The organism is Gordonia metallireducens (assembly GCF_021245825.1).
Lineage (GTDB): Bacteria > Actinomycetota > Actinomycetes > Mycobacteriales > Mycobacteriaceae > Gordonia > Gordonia namibiensis.
Map to the genome: position 1 here is coordinate 1 of NZ_JAJQJP010000054.1, position 26,860 is coordinate 26,860.

A 26,860-nucleotide genomic window follows, 5' to 3' on the forward strand; every position below is an offset into this window, starting at 1 on the left:
GGCTTGGGACCGGGGCGAGGACCCGGGGCCTTGGTCGGCGGCGTGGGTGCTGCCGACGCGGCGGGTGCCTGAGGTGCGGCGGGTGCCGGCGCCTGAGGTGCCGGGGCCGCGGGCTTGGGTGCGCCGGGGGTCGGAGCGGTGCTCGGACGCTCGGCGGCCGCCGGTGCGGGGGTCTCGACCGGGGCGGGGCCCGGCTTCGGGCCGCCCGGCTTGGGTGCGCCCGACTGGGGCGCGCCGGTCTGGGGTCCCGGGGCGGGACGCTCGGCCGGCGCTGCCGGGGCGGCACCGGGCTTCGGCGCACCGGACGGCTTGGGTCCGGGCTTGGCCGACTGGCGAGGACTGGGTGCCGACGACGAACCGCCGTCCTTGGCTCCCCCGTCCTTGCCGGGGAATGATTCACGCAGTCGACGGGCCACTGGGGCCTCTACCGTCGACGATGCCGATTTGACGAACTCGCCCTGTTCTTTCAGGCGCTCGAGCACCTGCTTGCTCGTAACACCGAGCTCTTTGGCCAGTTCGTGCACGCGGGCTTTGCCTGCCACTGCTCTCCTTTGCTGGAGGCCAAGCGGCTAACCCGCTACGGCCTCAATTTATGTCCGGTACATGCTCATCGTGGGGACTTCACGGTGTGCTCATGTCTTCTGCAACCTGTTCCGGCTCCGAGGAGCCATCTTTAGTGGGTGATCACGCCGAGCTGTTCGGCGAGATCGTCCGGGTCCGCGGTCAGACCGGGGGTCCGGAGTGCCGCGGCGAAGGCCCTGCGTCGCGTCGCGACGGAGATGCACTCCGCCCTCGCATGCAACCAAGCGCCACGCCCCGGCATGGTCTTCGCGGGATCGGCCACGAGCACTGGGGTGTCGTCACGCGGATGCGCGACGACACGAACCAACTCGGTGGCCTCTGCCCGTTGCCGGCAACCGATACACATCCGTACCGGCCTGTGATTGGTTGACGTGCGGGGGGCGGATCGCTGAACCATCGATCAGTCTAGCGCGACCGGGTGCGTTGCGAACAATCGGCTGCCACTCGTGTCACTCGGGTCCCCCCTCGACCGCGGGAGCAGCGTCGGAGCGAATGTCGATCCGCCAGCCGGTCAGCCGGGCGGCCAGACGGGCGTTCTGCCCTTCCTTGCCGATGGCGAGGGAAAGCTGATAGTCCGGCACGACGACCCGGGCCGCCTTCGCGGCCGCGTCGACCACGGTGACCGATACAACCTTCGCCGGGGACAGAGCATTCCCGACGAACACACCGGGATCGGAATCGAAGTCGATGATGTCGATCTTCTCGCCCGCCAGTTCGCTCATGACGTTGCGCACACGCTGGCCCATCGGGCCGATGCAGGCGCCCTTGGCGTTGAGCCCGGCGACACCGGTGTGCACAGCGATTTTCGACCGGTGACCGGCCTCGCGGGCGACCGCGACGATCTCGACCGAGCCGTCCTCGATCTCGGGCACCTCGAGCGAGAACAGCTTGCGGACCAGGTTCGGGTGGGTACGCGACAGCGTGATCTGCGGTCCGCGGGGGCCGCGGCTGACGCCGACGACGTAGCACTTGATGCGGTCGCCGTGGGTGTAGACCTCGCCGGGTACCTGCTCGGCGGGCGGGATGACGCCCTCGGTGCTGTTGGCATCGCTGCCGATCTGCACCACGACCATGCCGCGGGCGTTGGCGCGGGAGTCCTGCTGCACCACGCCGCCAACGATCTCGCCTTCGTGTGCCACGAGGTCGCCGAAGTTCTTCTCGTTCTCGGCGTCACGGAGGCGCTGCAGGATGACCTGGCGCGCGGTGGTGGCCGCGATCCGACCGAAGCCCTCGGGGGTGTCGTCCCACTCGTGGACGACGTCACCGTTCTGGTCGAGTTCCTGTGCCATCACGCGGACTGCACCGGACTTGCGGTTGATGTCGACACGCGCATGCGGCGCGAAGCCGTCGGTGTGACGGTAGGCGGTCAGCAGGGCGGTCTCGATGGCGGTGATGACCGTCTCGATCGAGATGCCCTTGTCGGCCTCGATCATGCGCAGTGCGCCGATGTCGATGTTCATGGGGTCTGGCTCCTATTCACTTGTCGCCGCTGTTCACTTGTCACTGCTGTTCAGTTCTTCAGTTCTTCAGTTCTTCGGTTGTTCAGTTGTTCAGTTGCGTGCGGTCGCGCGCCCGGCGGCGCTCGATCTCGTCGGCGTCGAGGCCGCAGAGTTCGAGTTCGGCGACGCTCGGCTGCGAGAAGTCGACCTGCACCACGGCTCTCGTCACAGCCTCGAGCGGGATGGTCTCCACCGCGATCCGTCCGCGATGGTTCATCACGATCTCGACGTTCGTCTCGTCGAGCTTGCCGATGCGGCCGGTGATCGACCGCTCGTCGCTCCCCTCGTCCGGGGCGAGGTCGACTGCGACGCGGCGTCCGGTGTTGCGACGCCAGTGCCGCGGGAGGGTCAGGGGACGGTCGACGCCGGGCGAGGTCACCTCGAGGACATAAGGGTCCTCGTCGGCGAGTTCGGGAACCGCGTCGAGGACCTCGGAGATCCGGTTGGACAGATCGGCGAGAACGTCGAGATCGCTGCCGCCGTCGCGGTCGACGACGATCGTCAATTCGTCCTGGCCGTCGCGTCGGTTGACGATGACGTCTTCGAGGTCGAAACCTTGCTCTACGACAAGCTTTTCGACGAGTTCACTCACCTGCGGCGGGCTGATCGGCATGCCACTCTCCTCGTCTTCAGTTGTCGGGCCGTGCAAGGTCTCGCACGAAGTTGCTCCGACACATCCTAGTGGATCCCGAGGCATGCCCCGACCACCTTCGTTTCGCGGCTGGCATCATGTGTCGCGTGACCACATTGGATCGGCGCACCGTGCTGCGCGGAGGACTCGTGGCAGGGGTCGCGGTGGCCGGCCTGGGCGCGGTCGGCGTGTCGGGCTGCAGCACCGGACCGTCGGAGGAGGCGATCACCGCCGAACGGCTGATACCGCTCGTGCGTAGCGCCCTCGCCGACGAGAAGAGCGCCCGATCACTCGCCGGCGCCGAGCCGCGATATGCCGCAGCCCTCGCTGTCGTCGCAGATCAGCGCGCCGAGCACGCCCGGGCGCTGCGTGAGGAGATCATCCGCCTGGACCAAGACGTCGCAGCCACCATGGACGAATCTGCCCCTTCGGCCGCACCGGCACCGGCCGGACCGCCGACCCTGGTGGGCCTGCGCGCCGGACTCGAGAAGTCCTCCGGCGAGGCGCGCGATGTGGCGATCTCCCTGTCCGGATACCCGGCCGGCCTGGCCGGATCGGTCGCGGCCGCCGTGACCTCGATGCGAGAGGTGCAACTGGCATGACCAGCCCCGTCCCCTCCCCGGTGGCCGACACCGACGATCCGCTCGTCGTCGCCGCCGACGCCGAGAACGCCGCGATCTTCACCTACGGGGTGATCACCGCATTCGTCGCGGCCGCGCGCCGCCGCATGGTCGGCGACTACGCCGCCGAGCACCGCGCCCGCCGGGACGAGATCGACCGGGCCGTCACCACCGCCGGCGGCACACCGCCGCTGGCCGCTGCCGGTTACACGCTCCCGGTGGAGGTCACCGACCCCGAAACCGCCGCCCGGGCAGCACTCGCCGCCGAGGTCGACTGCACCACCGCATACCGGGCGTTGCTCGAGCAGGCCGACGACGAGCCGGGTCGACGGATCGGCGTCGACGGTTTGTCGGACTCCGCGGTCCGTGCCGCCACCTGGCGCGCACTGCTACAGGAGACCCCGGTCACGGTGGCGTTCCCGGGGTCTCCCGTCTCCGGCTGAGCCGGACTCGGATCAGCTCGATCAGCCGCGCGCCGCGGCGACGACCGCGTCCACCGCGCCGTCGACCGCCACCTCGGCGGCCTCACCGGTGAACCGGTCGCGGATCTCGATGGTGCCGTTGGCGTAACCGCGTCCGACGACCACGACCGTCGGCATGCCGAGGAGCTCGGCGTCCTTGAACTTGACGCCGGGCGAGGCCTTGCGGTCGTCGAGGAGCACCTCGAGTCCGGCGGCGTCGAGATCAGCGGCGAGCTGCTCGGCACCGGCGATCGCGGCCTCGTCCTTGTTGGCGATGACGAGGTGAACGGCGAAGGGCGCCACGGTCTTCGGCCAGCGCAGCCCCTTGTCGTCGTGCGACTGCTCGGCGATGACCGCCACCAGGCGCGAGACACCCACACCGTAGGAGCCCTGGGTCAACCGCACCGGCTTGCCGTTCTCGCCGAGCACGTCGACCTCGAAGGCGTCGGTGTACTTCTGGCCGAGCTGGAAGATGTGGCCGATCTCGATACCCTTGGCGCTCACCAGCTTTCCCGCACCGTCCGGCGACGGATCGCCGTCGCGGACCTCGGCGGCCTCGATCGTGCCGTCCGGGGTGAAGTCACGGCCGGCGACCAACCCGAACGTGTGGCGGCCGGGCTCGTCGGCGCCGGTGATCCACGACGTCCCGTCGACCACGCGGGGGTCGACGAGGTAGCGGACACCGTTGGCCTGCAACGCCTTCGGACCGATATACCCCTTCACCAGGAACGGGTTGGCGGTGAAGTCCTCGTCGGTGAGCAGCTCGACCTCGGCCGGCGAGACGGAGGCCTCGAGACGCTTGAAGTCCACCTCGCGGTCGCCGGGGACACCGACGCCGACGATCTCGGGATCCTTGCCCGGCGCGAGCAACTTCACCATGACGTTCTTGAGGGTGTCGGCGGCGGTGTACTCACCGTCGAGATTCCCATTGGCCCACTCGACCAGGCTCGCGATGGTCTCGGTGCCCGGGGTGTCGTGCACGACCGCCTCGGGCAGCCCTTCGATCGGCTTCGGGTCGGGCGCATGCGTGACGACCGCCTCGACGTTGGCCGCGTAACCCGACTCCAGGCATCGCACGAAGGTGTCCTCGCCGACCTCGGACTCGGCCAGGAACTCCTCGGAGGCGCTGCCGCCCATCGCGCCGGAGGTGGCCGAGACGATGACGTACTTGATCGCGAGGCGCTCGAAGATCTTCTGGTAGGCCTCGCGGTGCAGGTTGTAGGCCTTCTTGAGGCCGTCGTCGTCGAGGTCGAAGGAGTAGGCGTCCTTCATCACGAACTCGCGGCCGCGGAGGATGCCGGCGCGCGGGCGCTCCTCGTCGCGGTACTTGGTCTGGATCTGGTACAGGATGACCGGCATGTCCTTGTAGGACGAGTACTCGCCCTTGACCAGGGTCGCGAAGAGCTCTTCGTGCGTGGGTCCGAGGAGCATGTCGGCACCCTTGCGGTCCTTGAGGCGGAACAGGGCGTCGCCGTATTCGGTCCAGCGGTTGGTGGCCTCGTACGGTTCGCGCGGCAGCAGCGCCGGGAGCAGGATCTCCTGGCCGCCGATCGCGTTCATCTCCTCGCGCACCACCTTCTCGATGGCCTTGAGCACGCGCAGACCCAGCGGGAGCCAGGAGTAGACGCCGGGCGCGACGCGGCGGACGTAGCCCGCTCTCACCAGCAACTTGTGGCTGGGCACCTCGGCATCGGCCGGGTCGTCGCGCAGGGTCCGCAGGAACAGGGTCGACATGCGTGTGATCACGACAAACCAGCTTAGTTATGGTGTTCCGGTGCTCGTCATCCTCCCTCCCTCCGAGACCAAATCCGACGGTGGGCGCGGGGCTCCCCTCGATCTCGACACCCTGTCGTTTCCCGAGCTGAATCCTGTCCGCAAACGGATCGGTGAGGCCATCGTCGACCTCGCCGGCGACCTCGACGCGAGCCGCAAGGCACTCGGCCTGGGCGCCACCCAGCTCTCCGAGGTGGACCGCAACGCCGACCTGTGGCTCTCCCCCACCCGGCCGGCGATCGAGCGCTACACCGGCGTCCTCTACGACGCCCTCGACCACGCGTCGCTCACCAAGGCGGGCAAGTCCAAGGCCGCCGAACGCCTGGCCATCGGCTCGGCCCTGTTCGGTGTGGTGCGTGCGGCCGACGCGATTCCCGCCTACCGGCTGTCGGGCGGTTCGAAGCTGCCCGGCATGCCGACGCTGGCGTCGATCTGGAAACCGGAGCTGTCCCCCGCACTCGACGCGGTGGAGGACTTCGTCGTGGACCTGCGCTCGGGGGTGTACCAGCAGCTCGGCCCGGTCAAGGGTGCGGTCACCGCGACGGTGGTGACCGAGCAGCCCGACGGCTCACGCAAGGTCGTGAGTCACTTCAACAAGCACTACAAGGGTCTGATGGCGCGCGAGCTGGTCCGCACTCGCCGCAACGTGCGCGACATCGACGGTCTGGCCGCCGTCCTGTCCGACGCCGGTCAGCGCGTCGAGATCGCCGCACCCGATCAGATCGTCGTCATCACCGACTGATCACTCGACGCCCGCGTCGGCTGCTTCCTGGGCGGCCTGCCCCTCGGCGACCTGTTCCGGGGTGAACCGCATGAACAGCACGACGATCGCGGCGATGACCGCGATGCCGGCGCAGGCCGCGAAGGCGAGGCCGTAGCCCTCCGCCTGGGCGGCCAGCTGAGCCGGGTTCATCGTCTCGACGGGTGCGGTGGTGCCACCCTTGGACAGCGCCCGCGACGTCACCATCGCACCGACGACGACGAGGCCGACCGCACCGCCGAGGTTCTGCGCGACCTGCGCGAGGGCGGTCAGCGGACCGATCTCGTTGGGGCCTACTCCGGCCACCACCGACAGGGTCAGCGGGATGACGGCCAAGCCCACGCCGAAACCGATCACGATGACCGGCAGGAAGATGCCCGGGAAGTAGTCGGGGGCGTCGGTGGCGATCGACGAGGCGTAGAAGCAGCCGGCGAGGATGACCGCGCCGCCGACCAGGACCAGCCAGCGCGGCTGGATCATCAGCGCCAGCTTCGACGCGATCGCCGCGGCGATGCCGAGTCCGAAGGCGAAGGGCACGACGGCGAGACCGCTCTGGATCGGCGAGTACTTCAGAATTCCCTGCAGGTACAGCGAGATGAAGACCGCCATGCACATCATGATCATGCTGGCGAACAGGATCGCGCCGAGTGCCGCGACGCGGGAGGTGTTGTCGAACAGCGAGAACGGCAGGATCGGGTTGGCGGCGCGGCGCTCGACCACCACGAAGGCGATGAGCGCCAGCACGCCGAGCACGAACGAGCCGATGACGACGGGCGAGCCCCAGCCGTTGGGTCCCTCGTTGACGCCGAGCACCAGCAAGGTGCAGCCGAGGGTGCCGAGCACCGCGCCGGGGACGTCGAGCGGCAGGCGCTCACCCTGCGATTCGCGCAGCGCGATGATCGCACCGATCACGACGACCAGGCCGATGGGCACGTTGATGAGGAACACGAGTCGCCACGACACCTCGGTCAGCACGCCGCCCAGGATCAACCCGGCGACCGAGCCGACGCCGGTCATCGCCGCATAGATGGCGAAGGCCTGGCTTCGGGGTTTGCCCGGCGCGAACGTGGTCGCGACCAGGGCCATCGCGGTCGGGGCGGCGATCGCGGCCGATGCACCCTGCAGTGCTCGGCCGACGATCAGGCTCGCCTCGTTCCAGGCGAGACCGCACAGGAGGGAGGTCAGGGTGAAGGCCACGACACCGACGATGAACATCCGCTTGCGGCCGAAGGTGTCACCGAGGCGGCCACCGAGCAGCATCAGGCCGCCGAAGGCCAGGACGTAGCTGGAGATGACCCAGTTGGCGCTCGACTCGGAGAGGCTGAGGGCGTCGCGAATCCGTGGGAGGGCCAGCGCCGCGACGGTGCCGTCGAGCACCATGAGCAGCTGCATTCCGGACAGCACCAGGATCGGCAGTCCGAAGACCGGACGGAACTGGGAGGTGTCCACAGTTCCAGCGTGCACGGATCCGGGATTCGACATAAGGCACGACGGTACCGGCCGAGCGCGCCGATGTGCCAATCCCTGTTGGTTCGATGTCCCGATCGTGCGGTTCAGGCGCCTTCGGTGAACGCGGCCACCTGGCCGATGACGACGATGGCCGGCGGCCGCAGCCCCTCGGCCTCGGCGACCTCGGCGGCATGCGCGAGGTCGGTGCGCAGCAGTCGCTGCGTCGGCAGCGATCCGTTCTCGATCATGGCGACCGGGGTGTCGGCGGGCCGGCCACCCTCGAGCAGGGCATCGGCGAAGACGTCGACGCGTTCGACGGCCATCATCAGCACGAGCGTGCCGCGCAGCTTGCCCATCGCCGACCAGTCGATCAGCGAGTCGGGGTGTCCGGGCGGGACGTGACCGGAGGCGATGACCACCTCGTGGGTGACGCCGCGGTGGGTCACCGGGATGCCGGCCGACGCGGGTGCGGCGATCGAGCTGCTGATGCCGGGCACCACGGTCACCGGTACACCGGCGGCGACACAGGCCTGCAGCTCCTCGAAGCCGCGACCGTAGACATAGGGGTCGCCGCCCTTGAGCCGGACGACGAACTTGCCCTCCTTGGCGCGCGACACGAGGACGTCGTTGATGGCCTCCTGCTTCATCGCGCGGCCGTAGGGGACCTTGGCGGCGTCGATGATCTCGACCTGCGGGCCGAGCGATTCGAGCAGTTCGGCCGGCGCGAGACGGTCGGCGACGACAACGTCGGCCTCGGCGAGGAGTCGCTGGCCCCGCACGGTGATGAGGTCCGGGTCCCCGGGACCGCCGCCGACCAGCGCGACGCCCGGGGCGTGCGGCTCGACGTCGTCGACGGTCAGCGAGCCCTCCGCCAGCGCGCGGCTGATGGCGGCGCGCAACGCGGCCGACAGCTTGTGGTCGCCACCGGCGAGGACGCCGAACTGGACGTCGCGGTGCCGGGCGGATGCCGGGGTGACCGCGGTTCCGTACTGTGCGTCGTCGGCGCGCACGCAGAAGGTGTGGCGGCGCTCGGCCTCGGCGACGACCGCCGCATTGACCGCCGGGTCGTCGGTGCAGGCCATGACGTACCAGGCACCTTCGAGGTCGCCGTCGGCGTACGCGCGGCGGGTCACGGTGATGCCCTGGAACGATTCGACGGCCGGCGTCGGATCGATGGCGATGACGTGTACGTCGGCTCCGGCCGCGATGAGGTTCGGCAGCCGACGCTGTGCGACGGAACCGCCGCCCACGACGACCACCCTGCGGCCCGCGAGGTCGAGGCCCACGAGGTAGTGACCAGACATGGGACGGAACACTACCGGGCGGCCGCCACGTCCCCGGCGGCCGCCGGTGTGATCTACAGCTGCCCTCCGGTGTGTTCTAGAGCGGCAGTTCCCCGGTACGGCGGATGTGGGCCCAGACGTCGGCGGCCGGCACGCCGAGCCGGTGCGCGGCCGACTGCAACAGCGCCCCGAGCAGCTTGGAACTGCAGTAGGAGGCGTCGAGCGCGTCGTCGGCGCCCATGCGGATCTCGTTCCACCACGCCGGGTTCCGGTCGGCGGCCGCCTCGGCCATCGAGATCGCCGTGTCGAAACCGCGATCGCAGTCCACCCGCGCCGGCTTTGTGACCGTCATGCGCGACCCCGGGCCCGCTCGCGCTGCAGGGCACGCTCGCGCGAGGCCTCGAACTTCTCGACCTTGACGTTCATGTCCTCGAGGAAGGCGGCGAGCTGTTCGCGGTAGTGCTCACCGAGCGGACCGAAGTCCTCGCGCTCGAAGATGCGCCACTTGCGCAGCACCGGCATGACCACCTCCGACATGTGCTGCGGCAGATCGTAGATGCCACCCTTGGCGATGAGCACCGCGTTGCGCCGGAAGTTCGGCATGGTGGCGCCGGGCATCTGGAAGTTGGAGACGATCGCGTAGATGGCGGCCATCGTCTGGTCGGGCACCAGGTCGAGGGCGCCGGCGACGATGTTGCGGTAGAAGAGCATGTGCAGGTTCTCGTCGGCCGCCACGCGCTGCAGCATGCGGTCGGCGATGGGGTCGCCGCAGGCCTTGCCGGTGTTGCGGTGCGAGACGCGGGTGGCGAGCTCCTGGAAGCTGACATAGGCGACGGCATACAGCATGTCGAAGCTGTGGTCGCGCTGTCCGTCGTCCTCGGGCAGCGGGTTGAAGCCCGACGTCATGTGGGCCATTCGGATCTCTTCGAGCTCGACCGGGTCGACGCCGCGGGTGACGACGAGGTAGTCGCGCATGACCACCGAGTGGCGGTTCTCCTCGGCGGTCCACCGGCCGACCCACCAGCCCCACGCGTCGTCGAGACCGAAGTTCTGGGCGATCACCCGGTGATACGACGGCAGGTTGTCCTCGGTGAGCAGGTTGGTGATCATCGCAGCCTTGGCGGTCTCCGACAGCTGCGACTGTTCCGGATCCCAGTCGATGCCGCCGAGCATCGCGAAGTTGCGCCCGGAGTCCCACGGCACGTAGTCATGCGGATGCCAGTCCTTGGTCATCCGCATGTGACGCTCCACCTCGGTCTCGCACACGGGTAGCAGTTCGCGCAGCAGGTCCGATCCGGTCATCCCGCTGTTGGTCAGTTCCGGGGGTCCGATGAGGGTGGTCACGTGCTCTCCTGGTCCGAAGGTCGGGTGGGACAGGCGGATCGAGAATCCGTCGACAACCACTGTGCGCGCCGGGACGGGTGTTGCTCGTGGGGAGAAAGTCCCGCTTCGATGGGGGCAGACGTCGCGAATGTGGCCGGGACCCTGTCGCGGCCGACACAACGCCCCGTTGTGAGTTCTCGCAGCTGAGAAGGTCCGGTACGTTCAGACCATGGCTGACGATTCGACCCTCACACCGGTTCGCGTCTACCTCGTCGACGACCACGAACTCGTCCGACGCGGACTCCGCGACCTCCTCGGCACCGCAGACGACATCGAGGTCGTCGGCGAGGCGGCATCGGTCGGTGAAGCCCTCGTCGGCATCCTCGCGGCCAAGCCCGATGTGGCCGTGCTCGACGTCCGGCTGCCCGACGGCAACGGTGTCGAACTCTGCCGCGACGTCCGTGCGGCCGAACCGGACGTGAAGTGCCTGATGCTGACGAGCTACGCCGACGACGACGCCCTGCTCGCCGCCGTGCTCGCCGGTGCGTCGGGCTTCGTGCTCAAGCAGATCCTCGGCCACAACCTGGTGGCCGCGGTCCGCACCGTCGGACAGGGCGGTTCGCTGCTCGACGACCGGTCAACCGCTGCCCTGCTGGCGAAGCTGCGCGACGGCAGGCAGGAGGAGAAGGACCCGCTCGCCGAGCTGACCCATCAGGAACGCGAGGTGTTCAACCTCATCGGCGAGGGCCTGACGAACCGGCAGATCGCCGAGCGGATGTTCCTGGCGGAGAAGACGATCAAGAACTACGTGTCCCGCATCCTCGGCAAGCTGGACATGCAGCGCCGCACCCAGGTCGCGGTGATGGCGACCAAGCTGCGCGACGGCAGGAACTAACCGATCAGGGGTACCGACCAGGTCAGCGTCGTCCCGCCCTCCTCGCGGTTCCCGCGCGGGCGGGTCACGACGCTGAACGTCCCGTCGCATTCCTCGGCGCGGCGGGTCAGGTTCTCCAGCCCGCGATAGGTGACGTCGGTGCCGATACCGACCCCGTCGTCGATGATCTCGACCGTCAGCACGTCGTCGGCACGGACCGCGACGGCGATGTGTTCGGCCTGCGCGTGCCGCAGCGCGTTGCTCAGCCCCTCACGCAGCACCGCGTCGATGTGGGGTCCCAGCGTGTCCGGCACCACGGTGTCGACGGGGCCGTCGAACTGGACGCTCGGCGAGATCGACGCGTGCCCGGACAGTTCGGAGACGATGTCGAGGACCCGCCGCCGCAGGGTCGACTCGTCGGCGCCGGCGGTGACCGTCTGCAAGTCGAAGATCGACGTTCGGATCTGCGCGATCGTGCGATCGAGGTCGGTCATGATCTGTTCGAGTCGCGCGGTGGCGGCGGCGCGGTCGGTCGACCCGGCCAGCAGCGTCTGCACCGACATGCCCACCGCGAACAGGCGCTGGATCACGTGGTCGTGCAGGTCGCGCGCGATGCGGTGACGGTCCTCGAGCACCTCGAGGTCGCGGGCGATCTGCTGCTGTTCGGCGTAGACGACGGCCAGCGAGGCGATCTCGGCAACGCCGGCCAGGCCGGCGACCTCCTCGGAGTCCCAGTACGGGCGGTTGCGGTGGGTGATGACCATCCAGCCGAAGGCGCCCGAAGCCCGCTGCAGCGGCTGCACGGTCGTCCAGCGGGCACCCCGGCGCACCAGAGACGGCGCGATGGTGCCGGCGCGAAGAACGGTGAGCGCGTTCGCATGCGGCGCGGTGAAGCTGTCGATCTCGATCCGCTCCCCGGTGTGACCGCGCAACTCCACCTCGCCGTCGAGTTCGGTGAGGAGGAAGACGTCGACCGCACCCACCAGGTCGGCGACGTCGACACACATCCGGGACATGGTGTCCGACAGTGCGATACCGGCGAGCGGCTCCGATCCGCGCCGGGCCAGCACCTGCATCCACTGGTGCCGGGTGCGCGCCCGTTCGAAGAGTCCGGCGTTGTCGATGGCGATACCGGCGGCCACCGCGAGCACCGCCACGACCGTCTCGTCGACCTCGGAGAAGTCGTCGGCCGAGCGCTTCTCGGTGAGGTAGATACTGCCGAACACTTCCCCGCGCACCAGGATCGGCGCACCGAGGAAGGTGCGCATCGGCGGGTGGTTCGGCGGGAACCCGACCGAGGTCGGATGCGACCCGAGGTCGTGGATGCGGTGCAGTCGCGGGTCGTCGATCAGCAGACCCAGCACGCCGCGGCCGACCGGCAGGTGTCCCATCGTCGCCCGCTGCGCCTCGGTGATCCCGATGTGGACGAACTCGCTCAACCCGCCGTCGGGACCCCGCACGCCCAGCGCGCCGTACTGCGCGTCCACCAGACCGGCGGCCACCTCGACGATGCGCTGCAGTGCACGGTCGAGTTCGACGCCCTGACCGACCACGAGGACGGCCTCGAGCAGCTGGCGCAGCAGTTCGGGGTCGTCCGCGCCGTGGGTCGCCAGCGCGTCGAGGGTCTCGCGGAGCCGGCGTGCCGTCATAGGTGAGCCTGCGTCGAGGAGTTTGTCGGCATCGTCCACGACGAGGAGCCTACTCGGGACACGAAGCGGTACAGCGCCTCCGGGATGGCTGCCGGGTGCAGGTGCAGATACGACGCATGGACCGCGTCGGTGACGACGCCGTCGGTGGTGGGCCGGCCCTCGACGTCGCGCCAGGCCCACGCGGGCGCCGTCGCGCCGACACTCACCGTGCTGCGGTGGAACTCGTGTCCGGTGACGCGCTCGCCGGCACGGAACAGCACCGAGTCTCCGACGGCCACCGCGTCGCGGTAGCCGAGAGTCAGCTTCGGTCCGAAGCTGCCGGTGATGCCGAGGACGCCGCTCATCGGGCGATCGTCGAGGTGATCGGCCAGGTAGACCAGGCCCGCGCACTCGGCGTGGATCGGCCGGCCCGCCGCCGCGTGTGCACGCAGGTCGGCCCGCAGTTCGTGGTTGGCGCCGAGTTCCTCGGCGTGCTCTTCCGGGAAGCCGCCGCCGATGACGACGCCGGCGGTGTCCGGCGGGAGCCGGTCGCACAGCGGGTCGAACGCGACGACCGCGGCGCCCGCGGCCTCCAGCATCTCGGCGTGTTCGGCGTAGCCGAAGGTGAACGCCGCTCCCCCGGCGACGGCGACGACGGGCCGCGAAGCCGAGGCCGGTGTGCCGTCGAGGTAGGGAGCGAGGGCGTCGGCCGCCGACCAGGGCACGGCATCGGGGATCCGACGCTGTCGGGCCGCGGCCACGATCGCCGGCAGGTCGAGTGCGTCGCGCAGGTGATCGGTCATCGACGCGACGGCGGCGACCGCGTCGGCGCTGCGTTCGGCAGCGGGGATGAGTCCGAGGTGTCGGGACGGCACGGTCAGCGACGGGTCGCGACGCAGCACGCCGAAGACCGGGACGCCGACGCGGGCGCACGCCTGGCGCAGCACCATCTCGTGTCGCGGCGAGCCGACCCGGTTGAGGATGACGCCGGCGATGTGGACCGACGAGTCGTAGGACAGGAACCCGTGCAGTACCGCGGCGAGTGACTGACTGTGCCCACCTGCGTCGACGACAAGCACGACGGGTGCACCGATGATCGACGCGACGTGTGCGGTCGAGCCGATACCGAGCGCGTCGGTGTCGGCGGCGTCGAGGTCGTCGCTGGTGATGCGACCGTCGAACAGCCCCATCACACCCTCGACGACGGCGATGTCGGCGCCGGCCGAACCGTGGGCGAACAGTGGTGCGATCAGGTCCTCGCCCACCAGGTTCGGGTCCAGGTTGCGGCCCGGACGCCCGGCGGCGACGGCGTGGTACCCGGGGTCGATGTAGTCGGGACCGACCTTGAACGGGGCGACCCGGTGACCGGCCGCGCGCAAGGCGCCGATGAGTCCGGTCGTCACCGTCGTCTTGCCGCTGCCCGAGGACGGCGCGGCGATCACGACCGCCGGTGTCGCGCGGGACATGATCACCACTCGATGCCCTTCTGGCCCTTGCGGCCGGCGTCCATCGGGTGGGCGATCTTGCGCATCTCGGTCACGAGATCCGCGGCGTCGACCAGTGCCTGCGGTGCACGTCGGCCGGTGATGACGACGTGCTGACGACCGGGGCGGCGGGCGAGTGTCTCGATGACCTCGTCGGTGTCGACCCAGCCCCAGTCGAGCGGATAGGTGAACTCGTCGAGCACATAGAAGTCGTGTTCGACGGCGTCGAGCCGACGGGCGATCTCGGCCCAGCCGGCGCGCGCTGCGGCGGCGTGGTCGTCGGCGTGCTCGGTGTTGGCCCGCAGCCACGACCATCCCTGGCCCATCTTGTGCCACTCGACCGGGCCACCCGCACCGGTGTCGGCGTGGCACTGCCCGAGAGCCAGCAGCGCCGACTCCTCCCCGACCTTCCACTTGGCGCTCTTCACGAACTGGAACACGGCGACCCGCAGACCGGCGTTCCAGGCGCGCATCGCCATCCCGAAGGCGGCGGTGGACTTGCCTTTGCCGTCACCGGTGTGGACGGCCAGCACGGGCTGGTTCCGACGCTGGCGGGTGGTCAGGCCGTCGTCGGGAACCGAGGCGGGAACCCCTTGGGGCACTTGTTGTCTCCTTCTTCGGCGGACTCAGGCCGCGCCGCGGGTCAGCGCGGTCGCGGACAGCTTGTCCATGGTCAGCAACTCGGCGCCGAGGTGTCCCGCGAGGTCGGCGGCGAGGCCGAGCCGGACCATCCCCTGCTCGCAGTCGACGACCACCGACTCGATCCCCCGGCGCCGGATCGCCGACGCCGCGAGCCGCGCCCGTGCGGGGGCATCCCGGCCGGAGGTCGCGCGGCCGTCGGTGAGGACGACGAGGAGCGGCCGACGGTTCGGTTCGGTGCGGCGGCATCGTTCGACGACGTCGCCGGCCAGGGCCAGCCCCTCGGCCAGCGGTGTCCGGCCACCGGTACGGATCTCGGCGAGACGGCGCACCGCGATGTCCACCGACTTGGTGGGCGGCACTGCCAGCGTGGCGGTACCGCCGCGTGCGACGACCACCGCGACCCGATCACGACGCGTGTAGGAATCCCGCAGCATCTCGACGCACAGTTCCGCGACCGCGGTGAGCCGACGGCGGGCGGTCATCGATCCGCTCAGATCCACCACGAAGACGACGAGATTGGATTCCTGGCCGATGCGCTCGGCGGCGCGAAGGTCGGGCGCGGCGATCCGGACCGACGACTGCGGTGCCCGGCCCGCCGCGGCGAGGACGGTGGCGAACAGGTGCACCGGCCGGCCGTCCTCGAAGTCGACGGCGTGGGTCGTGTGCCCGCGCCGGCTCCGCGCTTTCGACCGGCGGCCGGGGTCTCCGTCCCCGACCCCGGTCACGCGGAGCGCGCGAACCCGATGTCCGGTCGGCGTCGGGGCCGCACCGAACGCCGGTCCGGGGGCCGACTGCGACCCAGACTGCGAATCTTCCGGTGCGTCGGTGTTTTCCGGCGCCGCAGCGGAATCCGAGGACTCCCCCGGCTCCGGGGCACCGCCGCCCGGTCCACCCTCCGGCGGTGTCGGATCGTCGTCCGGGGAATCGGGAGAGCCGGGGCCGGCGGCGTCCTGGCCGGCCGACATGGCGTCGTCGAGCTGGTCGTTCGAGAGACCGGACTCGTCGAAGGGGTTGCGGCGCCTGCGGTGCGGCAGGGCGAGTTCGACGGCGGCCCGCACGTCCTCCTCGTCCACCGTCGGAGCCCCGCGCCAAGCCGCGTGTGCGGCGGCGGTGCGCGCGACGACGATGTCGCCGCGGAGTCCGTCGACGTCGAGGTGGGCGCAGATGCCGGCGATGCGGCGCAGTTCGCGCGTTGGGATCTCGACTCCGCTCACCGCTTCCCGGGCCGCATGAATCCGTTGTTCCAGTTCATGTTCGGTTTCGAGGTACTCGGCCGCGAACCCGTCCGGGTCGGCGTCGAACGCCATCCGCCGTCGGATGACCTCGACACGTTCGTCGAGATCCTTTCCCGCGGCGACGTCGACCGCGAGCCCGAAGCGGTCGAGCAGCTGCGGGCGCAGCTCCCCCTCCTCCGGATTCATGGTGCCGACGAGCACGAAATTCGCTGCCTGCGTGTGGGATACACCGTCACGCTCGATGGTGACGCGTCCACTCGCGGCGGCATCGAGCAGGACGTCGACGAGATGGTCGGCGAGCAGGTTGACCTCGTCGATGTAGAGGACGCCCCGATGGGCGCGGGCGAGCAGCCCGGGGGTGAACTCCGCACGACCGTCGCGCAGTACGGAGGTGAGGTCGAGGGAACCGATCACGCGGTCCTCGGTCGCACCGATCGGCAGTTCGACGACACGCCCGGAGCCATCGTCGCCGCCGATCAACGGACCGAGCCCGCGCACGATGGTGGACTTCGCCGTGCCCTTCTCACCGCGGATCAGGACGCCGCCGATGCTCGGCGAGATGGCGGAGAGAACCAGGGCCAGCTTGAGCTGTTCCTGTCCGACGACCGCGCTGAACGGATAGCGGACCGGGGCCGGTTCCGGGACGTCGGTCATCGCGGACCGGATCGGAGCATGGACACGTGCGGGATCCCGTCTTCGAGGTACTCGTCGCCCTCGGCGACGAAACCGAACTTGCCGTACATCTCGGTGAGGTAGGCCTGCGCCTCGATCCGGCAGGGGTGGTCCCCGACCTCGTCGAGCGCGACCGTCAGGAGTCGGGCAACCAGGCCCCGGCCACGATGTGCGCGTGCCGTGCAGGCACGCCCGATCCGGTAGACGGTCCCGCCGTCCGCACCCGGCGGCTCCTCGAGGAGGCGCAGGGTCGCCAGCACGGCGTCGTCGTCGGGTTCACCGCTCTCGGTGATCCAGAACTGACGTGTCGTCGGCTCGAGATCACGACCGTCGATCTCCGGGTAGGGGCAGGCCTGCTCCACGACGAACACATCGACCCGGAGCCGCAGGATCCGGTACAGCGTGGCCGCGTCGATCTCGGCAGACGTACTGCGGTGTACCTGCGGGCGCCGGTCGTGCTGCGGTTCAGGGCTCATGTGTCGTGGTTAGCACAGATGACCGCCCGGGATCACCCTGCGGTGGCGGGGGCGAGCGCGCCGGTCTCGACGCTGCTCTCGTCGCGACCGGTCAGCCGCAGGGACTTGTTGGTCCAGTCCCACACCTGTCGGTACAGGTCACGGTTGTCGTTGAGCGTCTGACCGAACGACGGGATGATCTCGGTGAGCTTCGGCGACCAGCCGGCGTATTCGGCCGGGAAGCACTTCTCGAGCACCGAGAGCATCGCCGGAACCGCGGTCGAGGCACCCGGGGACGCACCGAGCAGGCCGGACATGGTGCCGTCCTCGGAGGTCACCACGGCCGTACCGAACTCGAGTTTGCCGCCGACACCCGTCTTGCGAATGACCTGGACGCGCTGACCTGCGGTGATGAGCTCCCAGTCGGCTCCGAGCGCACGCGGCACGAACTCCGACAGCGTGTTGACGCGGTCGGCCTTGTTCGCGGCGAGCTCGCTGATGAGGTACTTGAGCAGGCCGAACTCCTGCGGCGCGATCGAGACCATCGGCAGCAGGTTGCCGGGCTTGATCGAGGCGGGCAGGTCGGTGATCTTTCCCGACTTGAGGAACTTGGGCGACCAGCCGGCGTACGGGCCGAACAGCAGGCCCGGCTTGTGGTTGATCACACGGGTGTCGAGGTGCGGCACCGACATCGGCGGTGCGCCGACGGCGGCCTGGCCGTAGACCTTGGCCTGGTGCTCACCGATGAGGTCGGGGTTGGTGCAGCGGAAGAACTCGCCCGAGACCGGGAAGCCACCGAAGCCCTTGGCCTCCTTGATGCCCGACTTCTGCAGCAGGTGCAGCGCACCGCCGCCGGCGCCGACGAAGACGAACTTCGCATGGACTTTCAGGACGTCGCCGGTGCGGCCGTTGCGGACCTTGACGATCCAGCTGCCGTCGGACTGCTTGGACAGGTTGGTCACCGAGTGACCGAAGTAGATGTCGGCGCCCTGCGCGACATAGTTGAGCAGCTGCTGGGTCAGCGCGCCGAAGTCTACGTCGGTGCCCTGGTCGAACCAGTTCAGCGCGACCGGGTCGGAGAAGTCGCGACCGGCCGACATCAGCGGGAGACGCTTGGTGAACTCGGCCGGATCGTCGATGAACTCCATGCCCTCGAACAGGGTCTGTCCTGCGAGGTTGTCGTAGCGCTTGCGCAGGTACTTCACGCCGGCGTCGCCGTGGGTGAAGGCGACGTGCGGGATCGGGTTGATGAACTCCGAGGGATCGCCGAGGATGCCCTTGTCGACCGCATGTGCCCAGAACTGACGCGACACCTGGAACTGCTCGTTGATGTTGAGCGCCTTGGTGATGTCGACGTCGCCGTCGGCGGTCTTGGGCGTGTAGTTGAGCTCACACAGCGCCGAGTGCCCGGTGCCCGCGTTGTTCCACGGGTCGCTGCTCTCCGCCGCAGCGGCGTCGAGCCGTTCGAACAGGCTGATTGACCAATCGGGCTGCAGCTGACGGAGCAGCGCTCCCAGGGTGGCACTCATGATGCCTGCACCCACCAACGCCACGTCGGTCTTGATCACCGTTTTCGACACCTGGACTCCACTTCAACCTGATCAACGATCTCTACATCGGCCATTGTCCAGCATGGCACGTCCTGTCACAGAATCGACCTGCTCAACTGTGGCATCCGTGACACTTCCGCGGCGTCCCCTGCCCGAGCAGACGGGTCACTAAGCTGGCTGCTGTGAGCGTATCCGCAGGCACCGGCTGGCAACCCGACCGCTTCCTGGACCACTACCAACTCCGCACCATCCCGCTGGGCGACGATCCGGACGGGGAATCACCCGTCACCGCGACCCTGATCCGCCGCGCCGAGGCGGGTGCGCGGATCGCCGGTCCGCGGCCCGTGGCCGGCGCGGTGCTCTATGTCCACGGCTTCACCGACTACTTCTTCCACGAGCCGCTGGCCGATTTCTTCACCGCCCGCGGCTACGCGTTCTACGCGATCGACCTGCGTAAGTGCGGACGGTCGCGGGAGAGCCACCACACCGCCCACTTCACGACGGACCTCGCTCGATACGACGAGGAACTCGGCCTCGCGCTCGAGCTGATCGCCGAGGAGGTGGGTGCGGACACCCGCACGATCATCGCCGGGCATTCGACGGGTGGCCTGATCACCGCGCTGTGGCTCGACCGGCTGCGCGAGCAGGACCCGGCCCGGCACGGGCTCGTCGACGGCCTGCTGCTCAACTCGCCGTGGCTGGATCTCCAGGGCGACGCCGTCCTGCGGACGCTGCCGGTGACGATGCTGATCAAGGCGGTGGCCGCGGTGCAACCCACCCGCGTGATCCCGCAGGAACTCTCCTCGGCCTACGGCGAGAGTCTTCACGAGAGTGCGCACGGCGAGTGGAGTTACGACCTCGCCCTCAAACCGATGGGCGGTTTCCCGGTCACCTTCGGGTTCCTGAACGCGGTCCGGAGCGGGCAACGACGTCTGCACCGCGGCATCGACGTCGGCACGCCGGCGCTCGTGTTGCGTTCGGACAAGACCCATTTCGCGAAGACCTACTCGGCGTCGACCGATCGCGCCGACGCCGTCCTCGACGTCCGCCAGATCGCCCGCTGGAGCGGGTGTCTCGGCGGGCGCGTGTCGACCGTCCCCATCCCCGACGCCCGCCACGACGTGTTCCTCTCGGTGCCGCATGCCCGTGAGCACGCCTATCGCGAGGTCGACGACTGGCTCGCCCGCACCATCCGGCCCGCGACCGAATCCTCGGAAACCAGTAGAAAAGAGAGCACCCTATGACCGCCACGCAGGTCGTCGACCTGGCCATCATCGGCTCCGGCAGCGGCAACTCCATCCCCGACGAGCGCTATGCCGACACGACGATCGCCATCTTCGAGGAAGGCGTGTACGGCGGCACCTGCCTCAACGTCGGCTGCATCCCGACCAAGATGTTCGTCTACGCGGCGGAGGTCGCCGAGATCGCCACGCAGGGCGCGCGTCTCGGGGTGCACGCCAAGGTCGACTCGGTGGACTGGCCCGGCATCGTCGAGCGCGTCTTCGGACGCATCGACCCGATCTCCGAGGGCGGCAAGGAGTATCGCGTGGACCGGTGCGAGAACATCACCGTCTACAGCTCCCATGTCGAGTTCGACGGTCGGGACGACGACGGCCTCTACCGTCTCGTCACCGCCGACGGTGCAACGGTTCTCGCCCGCGAGGTGGTCCTGGCCGCGGGTTCGCGCGCGGTCATCCCGCCGGTCATCGCCGATTCCGGCGTGGCGTACTACACCAACAACGACGTGATGCGTCTGCCGGAACTGCCCGAGCGGCTCGTCATCGTCGGAAGCGGTTACATCGCAGCCGAATTCGCGCACGTCTTCGGCGCTCTCGGCTCCAAGGTGTCGATCATCGCCCGCGGCCCCGCCCTGCTGCGCAAGCAGGATGCCGACATCTCCAACCGTTTCACCCAGGTCGCCGAGGAGAAGTGGGACGTCCACCTCGACACCGCCATCACCGGTGCGGAGGACCTGCCCGACGGCGGTGTCCGCCTGCAGTTCGACGACGGGACGCACCTGGAGGCCGACGTCCTGCTCGTCGCCACCGGCCGGAAGCCCAACGGCGACCGCCTCAACCTCTCCTCGGTCGGCATCGAACTCGACGAAGAGGGCCGGGTGCGCTGCGACATCCACGGCCGCACCGCCGCACGCGGGGTGTGGGCGCTCGGCGACGTCAGCTCGCCGTACCAGCTCAAGCACGTCGCCAACCACGAGGAGCGGGTGGTGCAAGCCAACCTGCTGAAGGGCTGGGATGCAGACGATCTCGTCGAGTTCGACCACCGGTTCGTCCCGGCGGCCGTCTTCACACACCCGCAGATCGCCTCGGTGGGGCTGACCGAAGACGAGGCCCGCGACGCCGGATACGACATCACGGTCAAGGTCCAGGCCTACGGTGACGTCGCCTACGGCTGGGCGATGGAGGACACCACCGGTTTCTGCAAGGTCATCGCCGAACGCGGCACCGGCAAGATCCTCGGCACGCACATCATCGGCCCGCAGGCCCCAACCGTCATCCAGCCGGTCATCCAGGCGATGTCGTTCGGCCAGACCGCCCTCGAGGTCGCCAAGGGGCAGTACTGGATCCACCCGGCGATGCCCGAGGTGCTCGAGAACGCGCTGTTGGGTCTGGAGATCTAGTGGCGATCTAGAACACCGTCGACCGCAGGGCGATCTCGCTGGCCAGTTCGGCGGGAGCGTTCTGCGGAATCCAGTGGTCGACGCCGGCCAGTTCGCAGAACCGGAAGTCGGAGTAGGCGTACCGGCCGCTGCCCTGCGCCTGCTCACGGCCGAGCGCGGCGTCGGCGTCGCTCCAGACGAGCGTCGTCGGGATCTCCACCGGCGGGCACGCCATGGTGCCCTTGATGTCGCCGACGAAGTTGGCCCGGTACCAGTTCAATGCAGCCCGCAGGGCGCCCGGTTCGCGCAGCGGGGCGAGCTCATCGGCGGTGACCCCGGCCGCGCGCAGCTTGGCGCCGTCGTCGGCGAGGAGTGTCTCCTCGGCGCCGTCGGCGACGAAATCGAGGATGTAGGACGATCGTTCGCGCTGATCGCTCGCCGCGAGTGCATCCCGCATCGCCGACGGGTGGCCGGTGCTGGCGACCACCAGACCGGTGAACCGGTCGGGGTACTTGCCCGCGAGATGCCACGCGACGATGCCGCCCCAGTCGTGCCCGACGAGGATCGCGTACCCGACCTTCAGTTCGTCGAGCACGGCGATCACATCCGACACCAGGTGGCTGAGGTGATAGTCCTCGACGGCCTCGGGTCGTGCGCCGGGGCTGTAGCCGCGCTGGTTCAGGACCAACGTCCGCAGGCCCGATTCGTGGAGTCGCGGGAGCACCGCGTCGTAGCAGGATCCGTCCACCGGGAATCCGTGAAGCAGCAGGACCCACGGGCCCCGTTCCGGTCCCCCGATCCGGACGTCGAAGGTGAGGCCGTTGACGGTCACCTGACGCTGATCTTCAGTCATTGGGCCACGATAGCGTCTGCGCCGAACCGGTGTCGGGGTCCAGGTGATGGCGGATGACGGGCGCCGACACGGGCGGACCGTCCTCGATGAGATGCATCACCGCGTCCATGTCGAGATGCTCGCTGACCAGGTCGGCCATCGTGTCGACCTGTCGCCGCCGGATCGCCTCCACCTCGGTGTCGCCCGCGACCCGGAAGTCCGGCACACCGGCCTCGGCGGCCACCTCGGTGAGCAGCCGACGCCGAAAGGCGTCGTTGGCCAGCAGTCCGTGCCAGTGCGTCCCACGGATCGCGCCTCGCACCGCACCTTCGGGACCCGCGGCGTCGTCGACGATCCAGGTGTCCTCCCGCGACCCGACGACCCGCCCGTGGTGGATCTCGTAGCCGCTGATCACCTCTCCACCGCGGCTGGTGCCGCTGACCTGACGCAACGTCTTGTCGGTGGCGAAGGAGATGTCGAGATCGAACACACCGAGGCCGTCGACGCGGCCACGACCGGATTCGATCGCGTCGTCGATGGTGCGGGCCAGCATCTGGAAACCCCCGCAGATGGCGACGACCGGGACGCCCCGGGCCGCGCGGGCGGTGACCGCGTCGGCGATCCCGCGGTCGCGCATCCAGGCGAGGTCGGAGACCGTGGCACGGGTTCCCGGGATCACCACCAGGTCGGCGGCGGCGACACTGCCCGGGTCGTCGACCCAGGTCACGTCGACGCCCGGTTCGCAGGCGAGCGCCTCGACGTCGGTGGAGTTGGAGATGCGGGGCAACCGGATCGCGGCGACGCGGAGCCGCGCGCCCGGACCGGCCGGGTTCAGCGGCGGTCCGACCCGCCGGCCGACGGGCGCCGCCAGGGAGTCCTCGGCGTCGAGCCACAGGTCGTCGGCGAACGGCAGGACACCGAGGGTCGGGCGGCCGGTGATCTCCTCGACCTGCCGGAGCCCGGTTTCGAGGATGCTCGGGTCGCCCCGGAACTTGTTGACGACGTAGCCCGCGATCAGCGCCTGGTCTGCGGGTTCGAGGATCGCGGTGGTGCCGAACAGCGAGGCCAACGAGCCACCGCGGTCGATGTCGGTGACCAGCAGCACCGGGAGCCGTGCGGCCTGCGCGAGCCCCATGTTGGCGATGTCGTTGCGGCGAAGGTTGATCTCGGCGACCGAACCCGCTCCCTCACAGAGCACGACGTCGAAGTCGCGGCGGAGCGCGGCGAGCTCCTCGGTGACGACCTCCCTCAGCCGGGACCGCCAGGCCATGTAGTCCCGGGCACCGACGTCCCCGGCCGGGCGCCCTCGCAGCACGACATGGGAGCGCCGGTCGCTGCCGGGTTTCAGCAGAACAGGATTGAACCGCGTCGAGGGTTCGAGCCCGCAGGCGAAGGCCTGCAGGGCCTGGGCGCGGCCGATCTCACCGCCGTCGAGCGTCACCACCGAGTTGTTGGACATGTTCTGCGCCTTGAACGGCGCGACCCGGACGCCGTCGCGCGCGAGAGCACGACAGAGACCTGCGACGAGGAGACTCTTACCGGCGTCACTGCTGGTCCCGCCCACGAGCAACGCCCCACCGAGATCGGCCACCACGACACCCCTTTCTCGACTGCGAACCAGGTGTCAATCTTCCACTGCCGGTCGGGGAACTCGACTCCGAGGGGTGCTCCCGCGCTCGGCCGGACACCGTCGGGTAAGTGTCGTCATGTCGCCGTGACCTTCCTTGCGTCGGGTCTACGCCGCTCACTAGTGTTGAGCGCGCATGTGGTTCGCCACGCGTGAAATCAGGAAGCATCTGATGGCGCGTGGCGTCGAGTCGCCGGCGTCACGCCGGCGACGAGAGGGAATCCGGTTCGAATCCGGAGCTGTCCCCGCAGCGGTATGCCGTAACGACCACCGTCATCAGCACTGAGCCCAGGCTTGGGAAGCGACGGTCAGTAGGAACCTCTCTCGAGAGCGACGGTGAGCCCGAAGACCTGCCAGGTGTACCGGACGCGCCGCGTCCGGTGGCTCGCCGCCTCGAGGATTGGGCGCAGGTCGAATCGGTGATCGTCGCGCGCTCTCTGCTGCCCGCGAGGTGGCTCGATCGATCTCCCCCTGCTGGGCGGTGAACCATCCGCCGTCAGTAGGAGAAGTCGACTTCCATGTCCGACACCGTCCGTCGCGATTCCGCGGCACCGTTCACGACCACCGTCCTCGGCACCGCACGCATCGGTCCCCGGCGCGAACTGAAAAGAGCCGTCGAAAGCTATTGGGGCGGTCGTATCGACCGCACCGAGCTCGCCGAGGTCGCGCAGCGCCTGCGCGGCGAGCAGTGGGCCGAGCTCACCGAGGCCGGTCACGACTCCGTCCCGGTCAACACGTTCTCGTACTACGACCAGGTGCTCGACACCTCTGTCCTCCTCGGCGCGTTACCGTCGAGGTTCGCCGAGATCGATGACCCGCTGGACCGCTACTTCGCGGCGGCGCGCGGCACCGCCGACGTCACTCCGCTGGAGATGACCAAGTGGTTCGACACCAACTACCACTATTTGGTGCCGGAGATCGGCCCGGACACCTCGTTCTCGCTGAATCCCGAGAAGGTCCTGGCGGAAGTCGCAGAGGCGAAGGAGCTCGGAGTCCCGGCCCGCCCGGTCATCGTCGGGCCGGTGACGTTCCTCGCGCTGTCCAAGGCGGTCGACGGAGCGAGTGCGCCGCTGGATCGCCTCGACGAACTGGTCCCGTTGTACCGCGACCTCCTGACGCTGCTGGCCGAGGCCGGCGTCGAGTGGGTTCAGCTGGACGAACCCGTCCTGGTCACCGATGTCGCCGCCGACCTGGGTCCCCGGGCCGAATCGGTGTACGACGCCCTGGGCACCCACGCTCAGCGTCCTGCCATCGCCGTGGCAACTTACTTCGGTGATCCCGGTGATCGGTTGACATATCTCGCGCGCACCCCGATCGAGGCAGTCGCGGTCGACCTCGTCGAAGGGTCGGTCGAGACCGTTGCCGGTACCCCGGGTCTGGCGGACAAGCTGCTGATCGCCGGCGTCGTGGACGGCCGCAATGTGTGGCGCACCGACCTGGACCAGGCCGCCGCGACGCTGGCCACCGTCCTCGGCTCCGCGCGGTCGATCGCCGTGTCGACCTCCTGCTCCACACTTCACGTCCCCTATTCCCTGGACGCCGAGAACGAGCTCGACACCGATCTCCGCGGCTGGCTGGCCTTCGCGGCAGAGAAATTCCGCGAGGTCGCGGTGCTGTCGTCGGCGTTGCACGAGGGCCGGGTCGTGCAGGCTGCCGCGTTCGCCGCGAGCACCATGGCACTCGCGAGCCGTGCCACCGATCCGCGCCTGCACAACGACGAGGTCCGCACACGTCTCGCCGCCATCAGCGATGCCGACGCCACCCGAGGCACGGCTGAACAGCGTCGCGTCGCGCAACAGGAACGGTTGGGGCTGCCCCCGCTGCCGACCACCACGATCGGTTCGTATCCGCAGACTTCTGCCATCCGGCTGGCACGCGCCGCACTCCGATCGGGCGAGATCGATCGCGCCGAGTACGAGAACCGGATGAAAGCCGAGATCGCCGATGTTGTCGCGTTGCAGGAGTCGATCGGTCTGGACGTCCTCGTCCACGGCGAACCCGAGCGCAACGACATGGTGCAGTACTTCGCCGAGCAGTTCGACGGCTACTTCGCCACCGCCAACGGGTGGGTGCAATCCTACGGTTCACGGTGCGTGCGACCGCCGATCCTCTACGGCGACGTCTCTCGTACCGCGCCGATGACCGTCGACTGGATCACCTACGCCCAGACGCTGACCGACAAGCCGGTCAAGGGCATGCTGACCGGCCCGGTGACCATCCTGGCCTGGTCGTTCGTCCGCAACGACCAGCCTCTGTCGACGTCCGCCGATCAGATCGCGCTCGCCATCCGTGACGAGACGGTCGACCTCGAGGCAGCCGGCGTCGGGATCATCCAGGTCGACGAGCCCGCCCTTCGCGAGTTGCTGCCGTTGCGCGACGCAGACAAACCCGGCTACCTGGAGTGGGCTGTCCGCGCCTTCCGGATCGCGACCTCGGGAGTCCGCGACGACACGCAGATCCACACGCACCTCTGCTATTCGGAATTCGGCGAGGTCATCGGCGCGATCGCGGACCTCGACGCCGACGTCACCTCGATCGAGGCGGCGCGCTCGCACATGGAGGTCCTCGACGATCTCGACGAGGCCGGTTTCCGCAACGCGGTCGGCCCGGGTGTCTACGACATCCACTCGCCGCGTGTGCCCCAGCAGGACGAGATCTACACGGCGCTGTCGTCGGCGCTGTCGAGCGTCGGCGCCGGACGCCTGTGGGTCAACCCGGATTGCGGGCTGAAGACGCGCGAAACGCCCGAGGTCGTCGAATCGCTCACCAACATGGTGGCCGCGGCAACACGACTGCGTGGGACGATCTCCTGACGATCCCGATGACGACGGCCGTCGCACTCATCCGAGTGCGACGGCCGTCG

General features: G+C 69.1%; 24 protein-coding genes and 1 riboswitch. Of the genes, 7 read left to right on the forward strand and 17 right to left on the reverse strand.

The features are described from left to right. The 4 genes from LQD00_RS21075 to rimP all read right to left on the reverse strand — a co-directional run. On the reverse strand, positions 1–542 hold a 542-nt coding region (locus LQD00_RS21075), incomplete at its 3' end, for a translation initiation factor IF-2 N-terminal domain-containing protein (protein ID WP_232719269.1). 131 nt (positions 543–673) lie between these two features. Next, positions 674–928: a YlxR family protein gene (locus tag LQD00_RS21080; RefSeq protein ID WP_232719270.1), complete on the reverse strand. Its 255-nt coding sequence runs from the start codon at positions 926–928 to the stop codon at positions 674–676. 103 nt (positions 929–1,031) lie between these two features. Further along, entirely contained in the window at positions 1,032–2,042 is a 1,011-nt protein-coding gene (nusA, locus tag LQD00_RS21085; protein WP_006866885.1) for a transcription termination factor NusA, read from the reverse strand. 82 nt (positions 2,043–2,124) lie between these two features. Next, positions 2,125–2,694, reverse strand: a complete 570-nt coding sequence (gene rimP / locus LQD00_RS21090) for a ribosome maturation factor RimP (RefSeq protein ID WP_232719271.1) — start codon at positions 2,692–2,694, stop codon at positions 2,125–2,127. 116 nt (positions 2,695–2,810) lie between these two features. Between rimP and LQD00_RS21095 the strand changes: the two genes are divergently transcribed. Next, positions 2,811–3,314, forward strand: a complete 504-nt coding sequence (locus LQD00_RS21095) for a hypothetical protein (RefSeq protein WP_232719272.1) — start codon at positions 2,811–2,813, stop codon at positions 3,312–3,314. Next, positions 3,311–3,775: a ferritin-like domain-containing protein gene (locus LQD00_RS21100; RefSeq protein ID WP_232719273.1), complete on the forward strand. Its 465-nt coding sequence runs from the start codon at positions 3,311–3,313 to the stop codon at positions 3,773–3,775. The genes LQD00_RS21095 and LQD00_RS21100 overlap by 4 nt, the downstream gene beginning before the upstream one ends. 21 nt (positions 3,776–3,796) lie before the next feature. Here the strand turns inward: LQD00_RS21100 and LQD00_RS21105 are convergent, their stop codons facing one another. Continuing rightward, positions 3,797–5,527, reverse strand: a complete 1,731-nt coding sequence (locus tag LQD00_RS21105; RefSeq protein WP_232719287.1) for a proline--tRNA ligase — start codon at positions 5,525–5,527, stop codon at positions 3,797–3,799. On the opposite strand from LQD00_RS21105, the gene yaaA reads away from it, so the two are divergent. Further along, on the forward strand, positions 5,526–6,308 hold the full coding sequence (gene yaaA / locus LQD00_RS21110) for a peroxide stress protein YaaA (protein WP_232719274.1): 783 nt from the start codon (positions 5,526–5,528) through the stop codon (positions 6,306–6,308). The two genes, LQD00_RS21105 and yaaA, sit on opposite strands and share 2 nt — an antisense overlap. Here yaaA and LQD00_RS21115 read toward each other — a convergent pair whose 3' ends face one another. From LQD00_RS21115 to LQD00_RS21130, 4 genes are all read right to left on the reverse strand, one after another. Next, positions 6,309–7,808, reverse strand: a complete 1,500-nt coding sequence (locus LQD00_RS21115) for a DHA2 family efflux MFS transporter permease subunit (RefSeq protein WP_232719275.1) — start codon at positions 7,806–7,808, stop codon at positions 6,309–6,311. Between the two features lie 71 nt (positions 7,809–7,879). Further along, complete coding sequence (gene cobA / locus LQD00_RS21120; RefSeq protein WP_232719276.1) at positions 7,880–9,079, reverse strand: uroporphyrinogen-III C-methyltransferase; 1,200 nt, start codon at positions 9,077–9,079, stop codon at positions 7,880–7,882. A 76-nt stretch (positions 9,080–9,155) separates the two neighbouring features. Next, on the reverse strand, positions 9,156–9,410 hold the full coding sequence (locus tag LQD00_RS21125) for a hypothetical protein (RefSeq protein ID WP_232719277.1): 255 nt from the start codon (positions 9,408–9,410) through the stop codon (positions 9,156–9,158). Next, positions 9,407–10,402 carry an acyl-ACP desaturase gene (locus LQD00_RS21130; protein ID WP_232719278.1) on the reverse strand — a complete coding sequence of 332 codons (996 nt, stop codon included), beginning with the start codon at positions 10,400–10,402 and terminating at the stop codon, positions 9,407–9,409. Before LQD00_RS21130 ends, LQD00_RS21125 begins: the two co-directional genes overlap by 4 nt. A 208-nt stretch (positions 10,403–10,610) precedes the next feature. Here LQD00_RS21130 and LQD00_RS21135 point away from each other — a divergent pair, with 208 nt between their 5' ends. After that, positions 10,611–11,276, forward strand: coding sequence for a response regulator (locus LQD00_RS21135; protein WP_232719279.1), 666 nt, complete (start codon positions 10,611–10,613; stop codon positions 11,274–11,276). Here the strand turns inward: LQD00_RS21135 and LQD00_RS21140 are convergent. From LQD00_RS21140 to mqo, 6 genes are read right to left on the reverse strand one after another with little or no spacing between them, the layout of a single operon-like run. Then, entirely contained in the window at positions 11,273–12,904 is a 1,632-nt protein-coding gene (locus tag LQD00_RS21140; protein ID WP_232719288.1) for a GAF domain-containing sensor histidine kinase, read from the reverse strand. The genes LQD00_RS21135 and LQD00_RS21140 overlap by 4 nt on opposite strands. Further along, on the reverse strand, positions 12,901–14,349 hold the full coding sequence (locus LQD00_RS21145; RefSeq protein ID WP_232719280.1) for a cobyrinate a,c-diamide synthase: 1,449 nt from the start codon (positions 14,347–14,349) through the stop codon (positions 12,901–12,903). Before LQD00_RS21145 ends, LQD00_RS21140 begins: the two co-directional genes overlap by 4 nt. Positions 14,350–14,351: 2 nt before the next feature. Then, positions 14,352–14,969 carry a cob(I)yrinic acid a,c-diamide adenosyltransferase gene (gene cobO / locus LQD00_RS21150; RefSeq protein WP_232719281.1) on the reverse strand — a complete coding sequence of 206 codons (618 nt, stop codon included), beginning with the start codon at positions 14,967–14,969 and terminating at the stop codon, positions 14,352–14,354. A gap of 24 nt (positions 14,970–14,993) precedes the next feature. After that, entirely contained in the window at positions 14,994–16,898 is a 1,905-nt protein-coding gene (locus LQD00_RS21155) for a VWA domain-containing protein (RefSeq protein ID WP_232719282.1), read from the reverse strand. Beyond that, the gene (locus LQD00_RS21160; RefSeq protein WP_005199019.1) at positions 16,895–17,392 is read right to left on the reverse strand and encodes a GNAT family N-acetyltransferase; all 498 of its coding nucleotides are present in this window, start codon (positions 17,390–17,392) and stop codon (positions 16,895–16,897) included. Before LQD00_RS21160 ends, LQD00_RS21155 begins: the two co-directional genes overlap by 4 nt. A gap of 32 nt (positions 17,393–17,424) precedes the next feature. Continuing rightward, the gene (gene mqo / locus LQD00_RS21165) at positions 17,425–18,951 is read right to left on the reverse strand and encodes a malate dehydrogenase (quinone) (protein ID WP_232719283.1); all 1,527 of its coding nucleotides are present in this window, start codon (positions 18,949–18,951) and stop codon (positions 17,425–17,427) included. A gap of 152 nt (positions 18,952–19,103) precedes the next feature. On the opposite strand from mqo, the gene LQD00_RS21170 reads away from it, so the two are divergent. Together LQD00_RS21170 and mtr are read left to right on the forward strand one after the other, a co-directional pair. Next, complete coding sequence (locus LQD00_RS21170) at positions 19,104–20,165, forward strand: alpha/beta hydrolase (RefSeq protein ID WP_006359292.1); 1,062 nt, start codon at positions 19,104–19,106, stop codon at positions 20,163–20,165. Further along, positions 20,162–21,559, forward strand: a complete 1,398-nt coding sequence (mtr, locus tag LQD00_RS21175) for a mycothione reductase (RefSeq protein ID WP_232719284.1) — start codon at positions 20,162–20,164, stop codon at positions 21,557–21,559. The genes LQD00_RS21170 and mtr overlap by 4 nt, the downstream gene beginning before the upstream one ends. A 7-nt stretch (positions 21,560–21,566) precedes the next feature. Here the strand turns inward: mtr and LQD00_RS21180 are convergent, their stop codons facing one another. Both LQD00_RS21180 and LQD00_RS21185 read right to left on the reverse strand, forming a co-directional pair. Continuing rightward, positions 21,567–22,370, reverse strand: coding sequence for an alpha/beta fold hydrolase (locus LQD00_RS21180; protein WP_081724851.1), 804 nt, complete (start codon positions 22,368–22,370; stop codon positions 21,567–21,569). Between the two features lie 13 nt (positions 22,371–22,383). Beyond that, entirely contained in the window at positions 22,384–23,961 is a 1,578-nt protein-coding gene (locus LQD00_RS21185) for a cobyric acid synthase (RefSeq protein ID WP_232719285.1), read from the reverse strand. A 206-nt stretch (positions 23,962–24,167) separates the two neighbouring features. Continuing rightward, a riboswitch (cobalamin riboswitch) is annotated at positions 24,168–24,369 on the forward strand. A gap of 146 nt (positions 24,370–24,515) precedes the next feature. On the opposite strand from LQD00_RS21185, the gene metE reads away from it, so the two are divergent. Next, positions 24,516–26,810 carry a 5-methyltetrahydropteroyltriglutamate--homocysteine S-methyltransferase gene (gene metE / locus LQD00_RS21190; protein WP_232719286.1) on the forward strand — a complete coding sequence of 765 codons (2,295 nt, stop codon included), beginning with the start codon at positions 24,516–24,518 and terminating at the stop codon, positions 26,808–26,810. Positions 26,811–26,860 lie beyond the last annotated feature (50 nt).

Bases quoted from the DNA above. Each gene is read 5' to 3' on its own strand.
- mtr (WP_232719284.1), top strand. From the start codon at position 20,162: ATGACCGCCACGCAGGTCGTCGACCTGGCCATCATCGGCTCCGGCAGC.
- cobA (WP_232719276.1), bottom strand. From the start codon at position 9,079: ATGTCTGGTCACTACCTCGTGGGCCTCGACCTCGCGGGCCGCAGGGTG.
- LQD00_RS21135 (WP_232719279.1), top strand. From the start codon at position 10,611: ATGGCTGACGATTCGACCCTCACACCGGTTCGCGTCTACCTCGTCGAC.
- LQD00_RS21080 (WP_232719270.1), bottom strand. From the start codon at position 928: ATGTGTATCGGTTGCCGGCAACGGGCAGAGGCCACCGAGTTGGTTCGT.
- LQD00_RS21095 (WP_232719272.1), top strand. From the start codon at position 2,811: ATGTGTCGCGTGACCACATTGGATCGGCGCACCGTGCTGCGCGGAGGA.
- LQD00_RS21115 (WP_232719275.1), bottom strand. From the start codon at position 7,808: ATGTCGAATCCCGGATCCGTGCACGCTGGAACTGTGGACACCTCCCAG.
- nusA (WP_006866885.1), bottom strand. From the start codon at position 2,042: ATGAACATCGACATCGGCGCACTGCGCATGATCGAGGCCGACAAGGGC.
- LQD00_RS21100 (WP_232719273.1), top strand. From the start codon at position 3,311: ATGACCAGCCCCGTCCCCTCCCCGGTGGCCGACACCGACGATCCGCTC.
- LQD00_RS21155 (WP_232719282.1), bottom strand. From the start codon at position 16,898: ATGACCGACGTCCCGGAACCGGCCCCGGTCCGCTATCCGTTCAGCGCG.
- yaaA (WP_232719274.1), top strand. From the start codon at position 5,526: ATGCGTGTGATCACGACAAACCAGCTTAGTTATGGTGTTCCGGTGCTC.
- metE (WP_232719286.1), top strand. From the start codon at position 24,516: ATGTCCGACACCGTCCGTCGCGATTCCGCGGCACCGTTCACGACCACC.
- LQD00_RS21125 (WP_232719277.1), bottom strand. From the start codon at position 9,410: ATGACGGTCACAAAGCCGGCGCGGGTGGACTGCGATCGCGGTTTCGAC.
- LQD00_RS21145 (WP_232719280.1), bottom strand. From the start codon at position 14,349: ATGTCCCGCGCGACACCGGCGGTCGTGATCGCCGCGCCGTCCTCGGGC.
- LQD00_RS21140 (WP_232719288.1), bottom strand. From the start codon at position 12,904: ATGACGGCACGCCGGCTCCGCGAGACCCTCGACGCGCTGGCGACCCAC.
- rimP (WP_232719271.1), bottom strand. From the start codon at position 2,694: ATGCCGATCAGCCCGCCGCAGGTGAGTGAACTCGTCGAAAAGCTTGTC.
- LQD00_RS21160 (WP_005199019.1), bottom strand. From the start codon at position 17,392: ATGAGCCCTGAACCGCAGCACGACCGGCGCCCGCAGGTACACCGCAGT.
- LQD00_RS21105 (WP_232719287.1), bottom strand. From the start codon at position 5,527: ATGTCGACCCTGTTCCTGCGGACCCTGCGCGACGACCCGGCCGATGCC.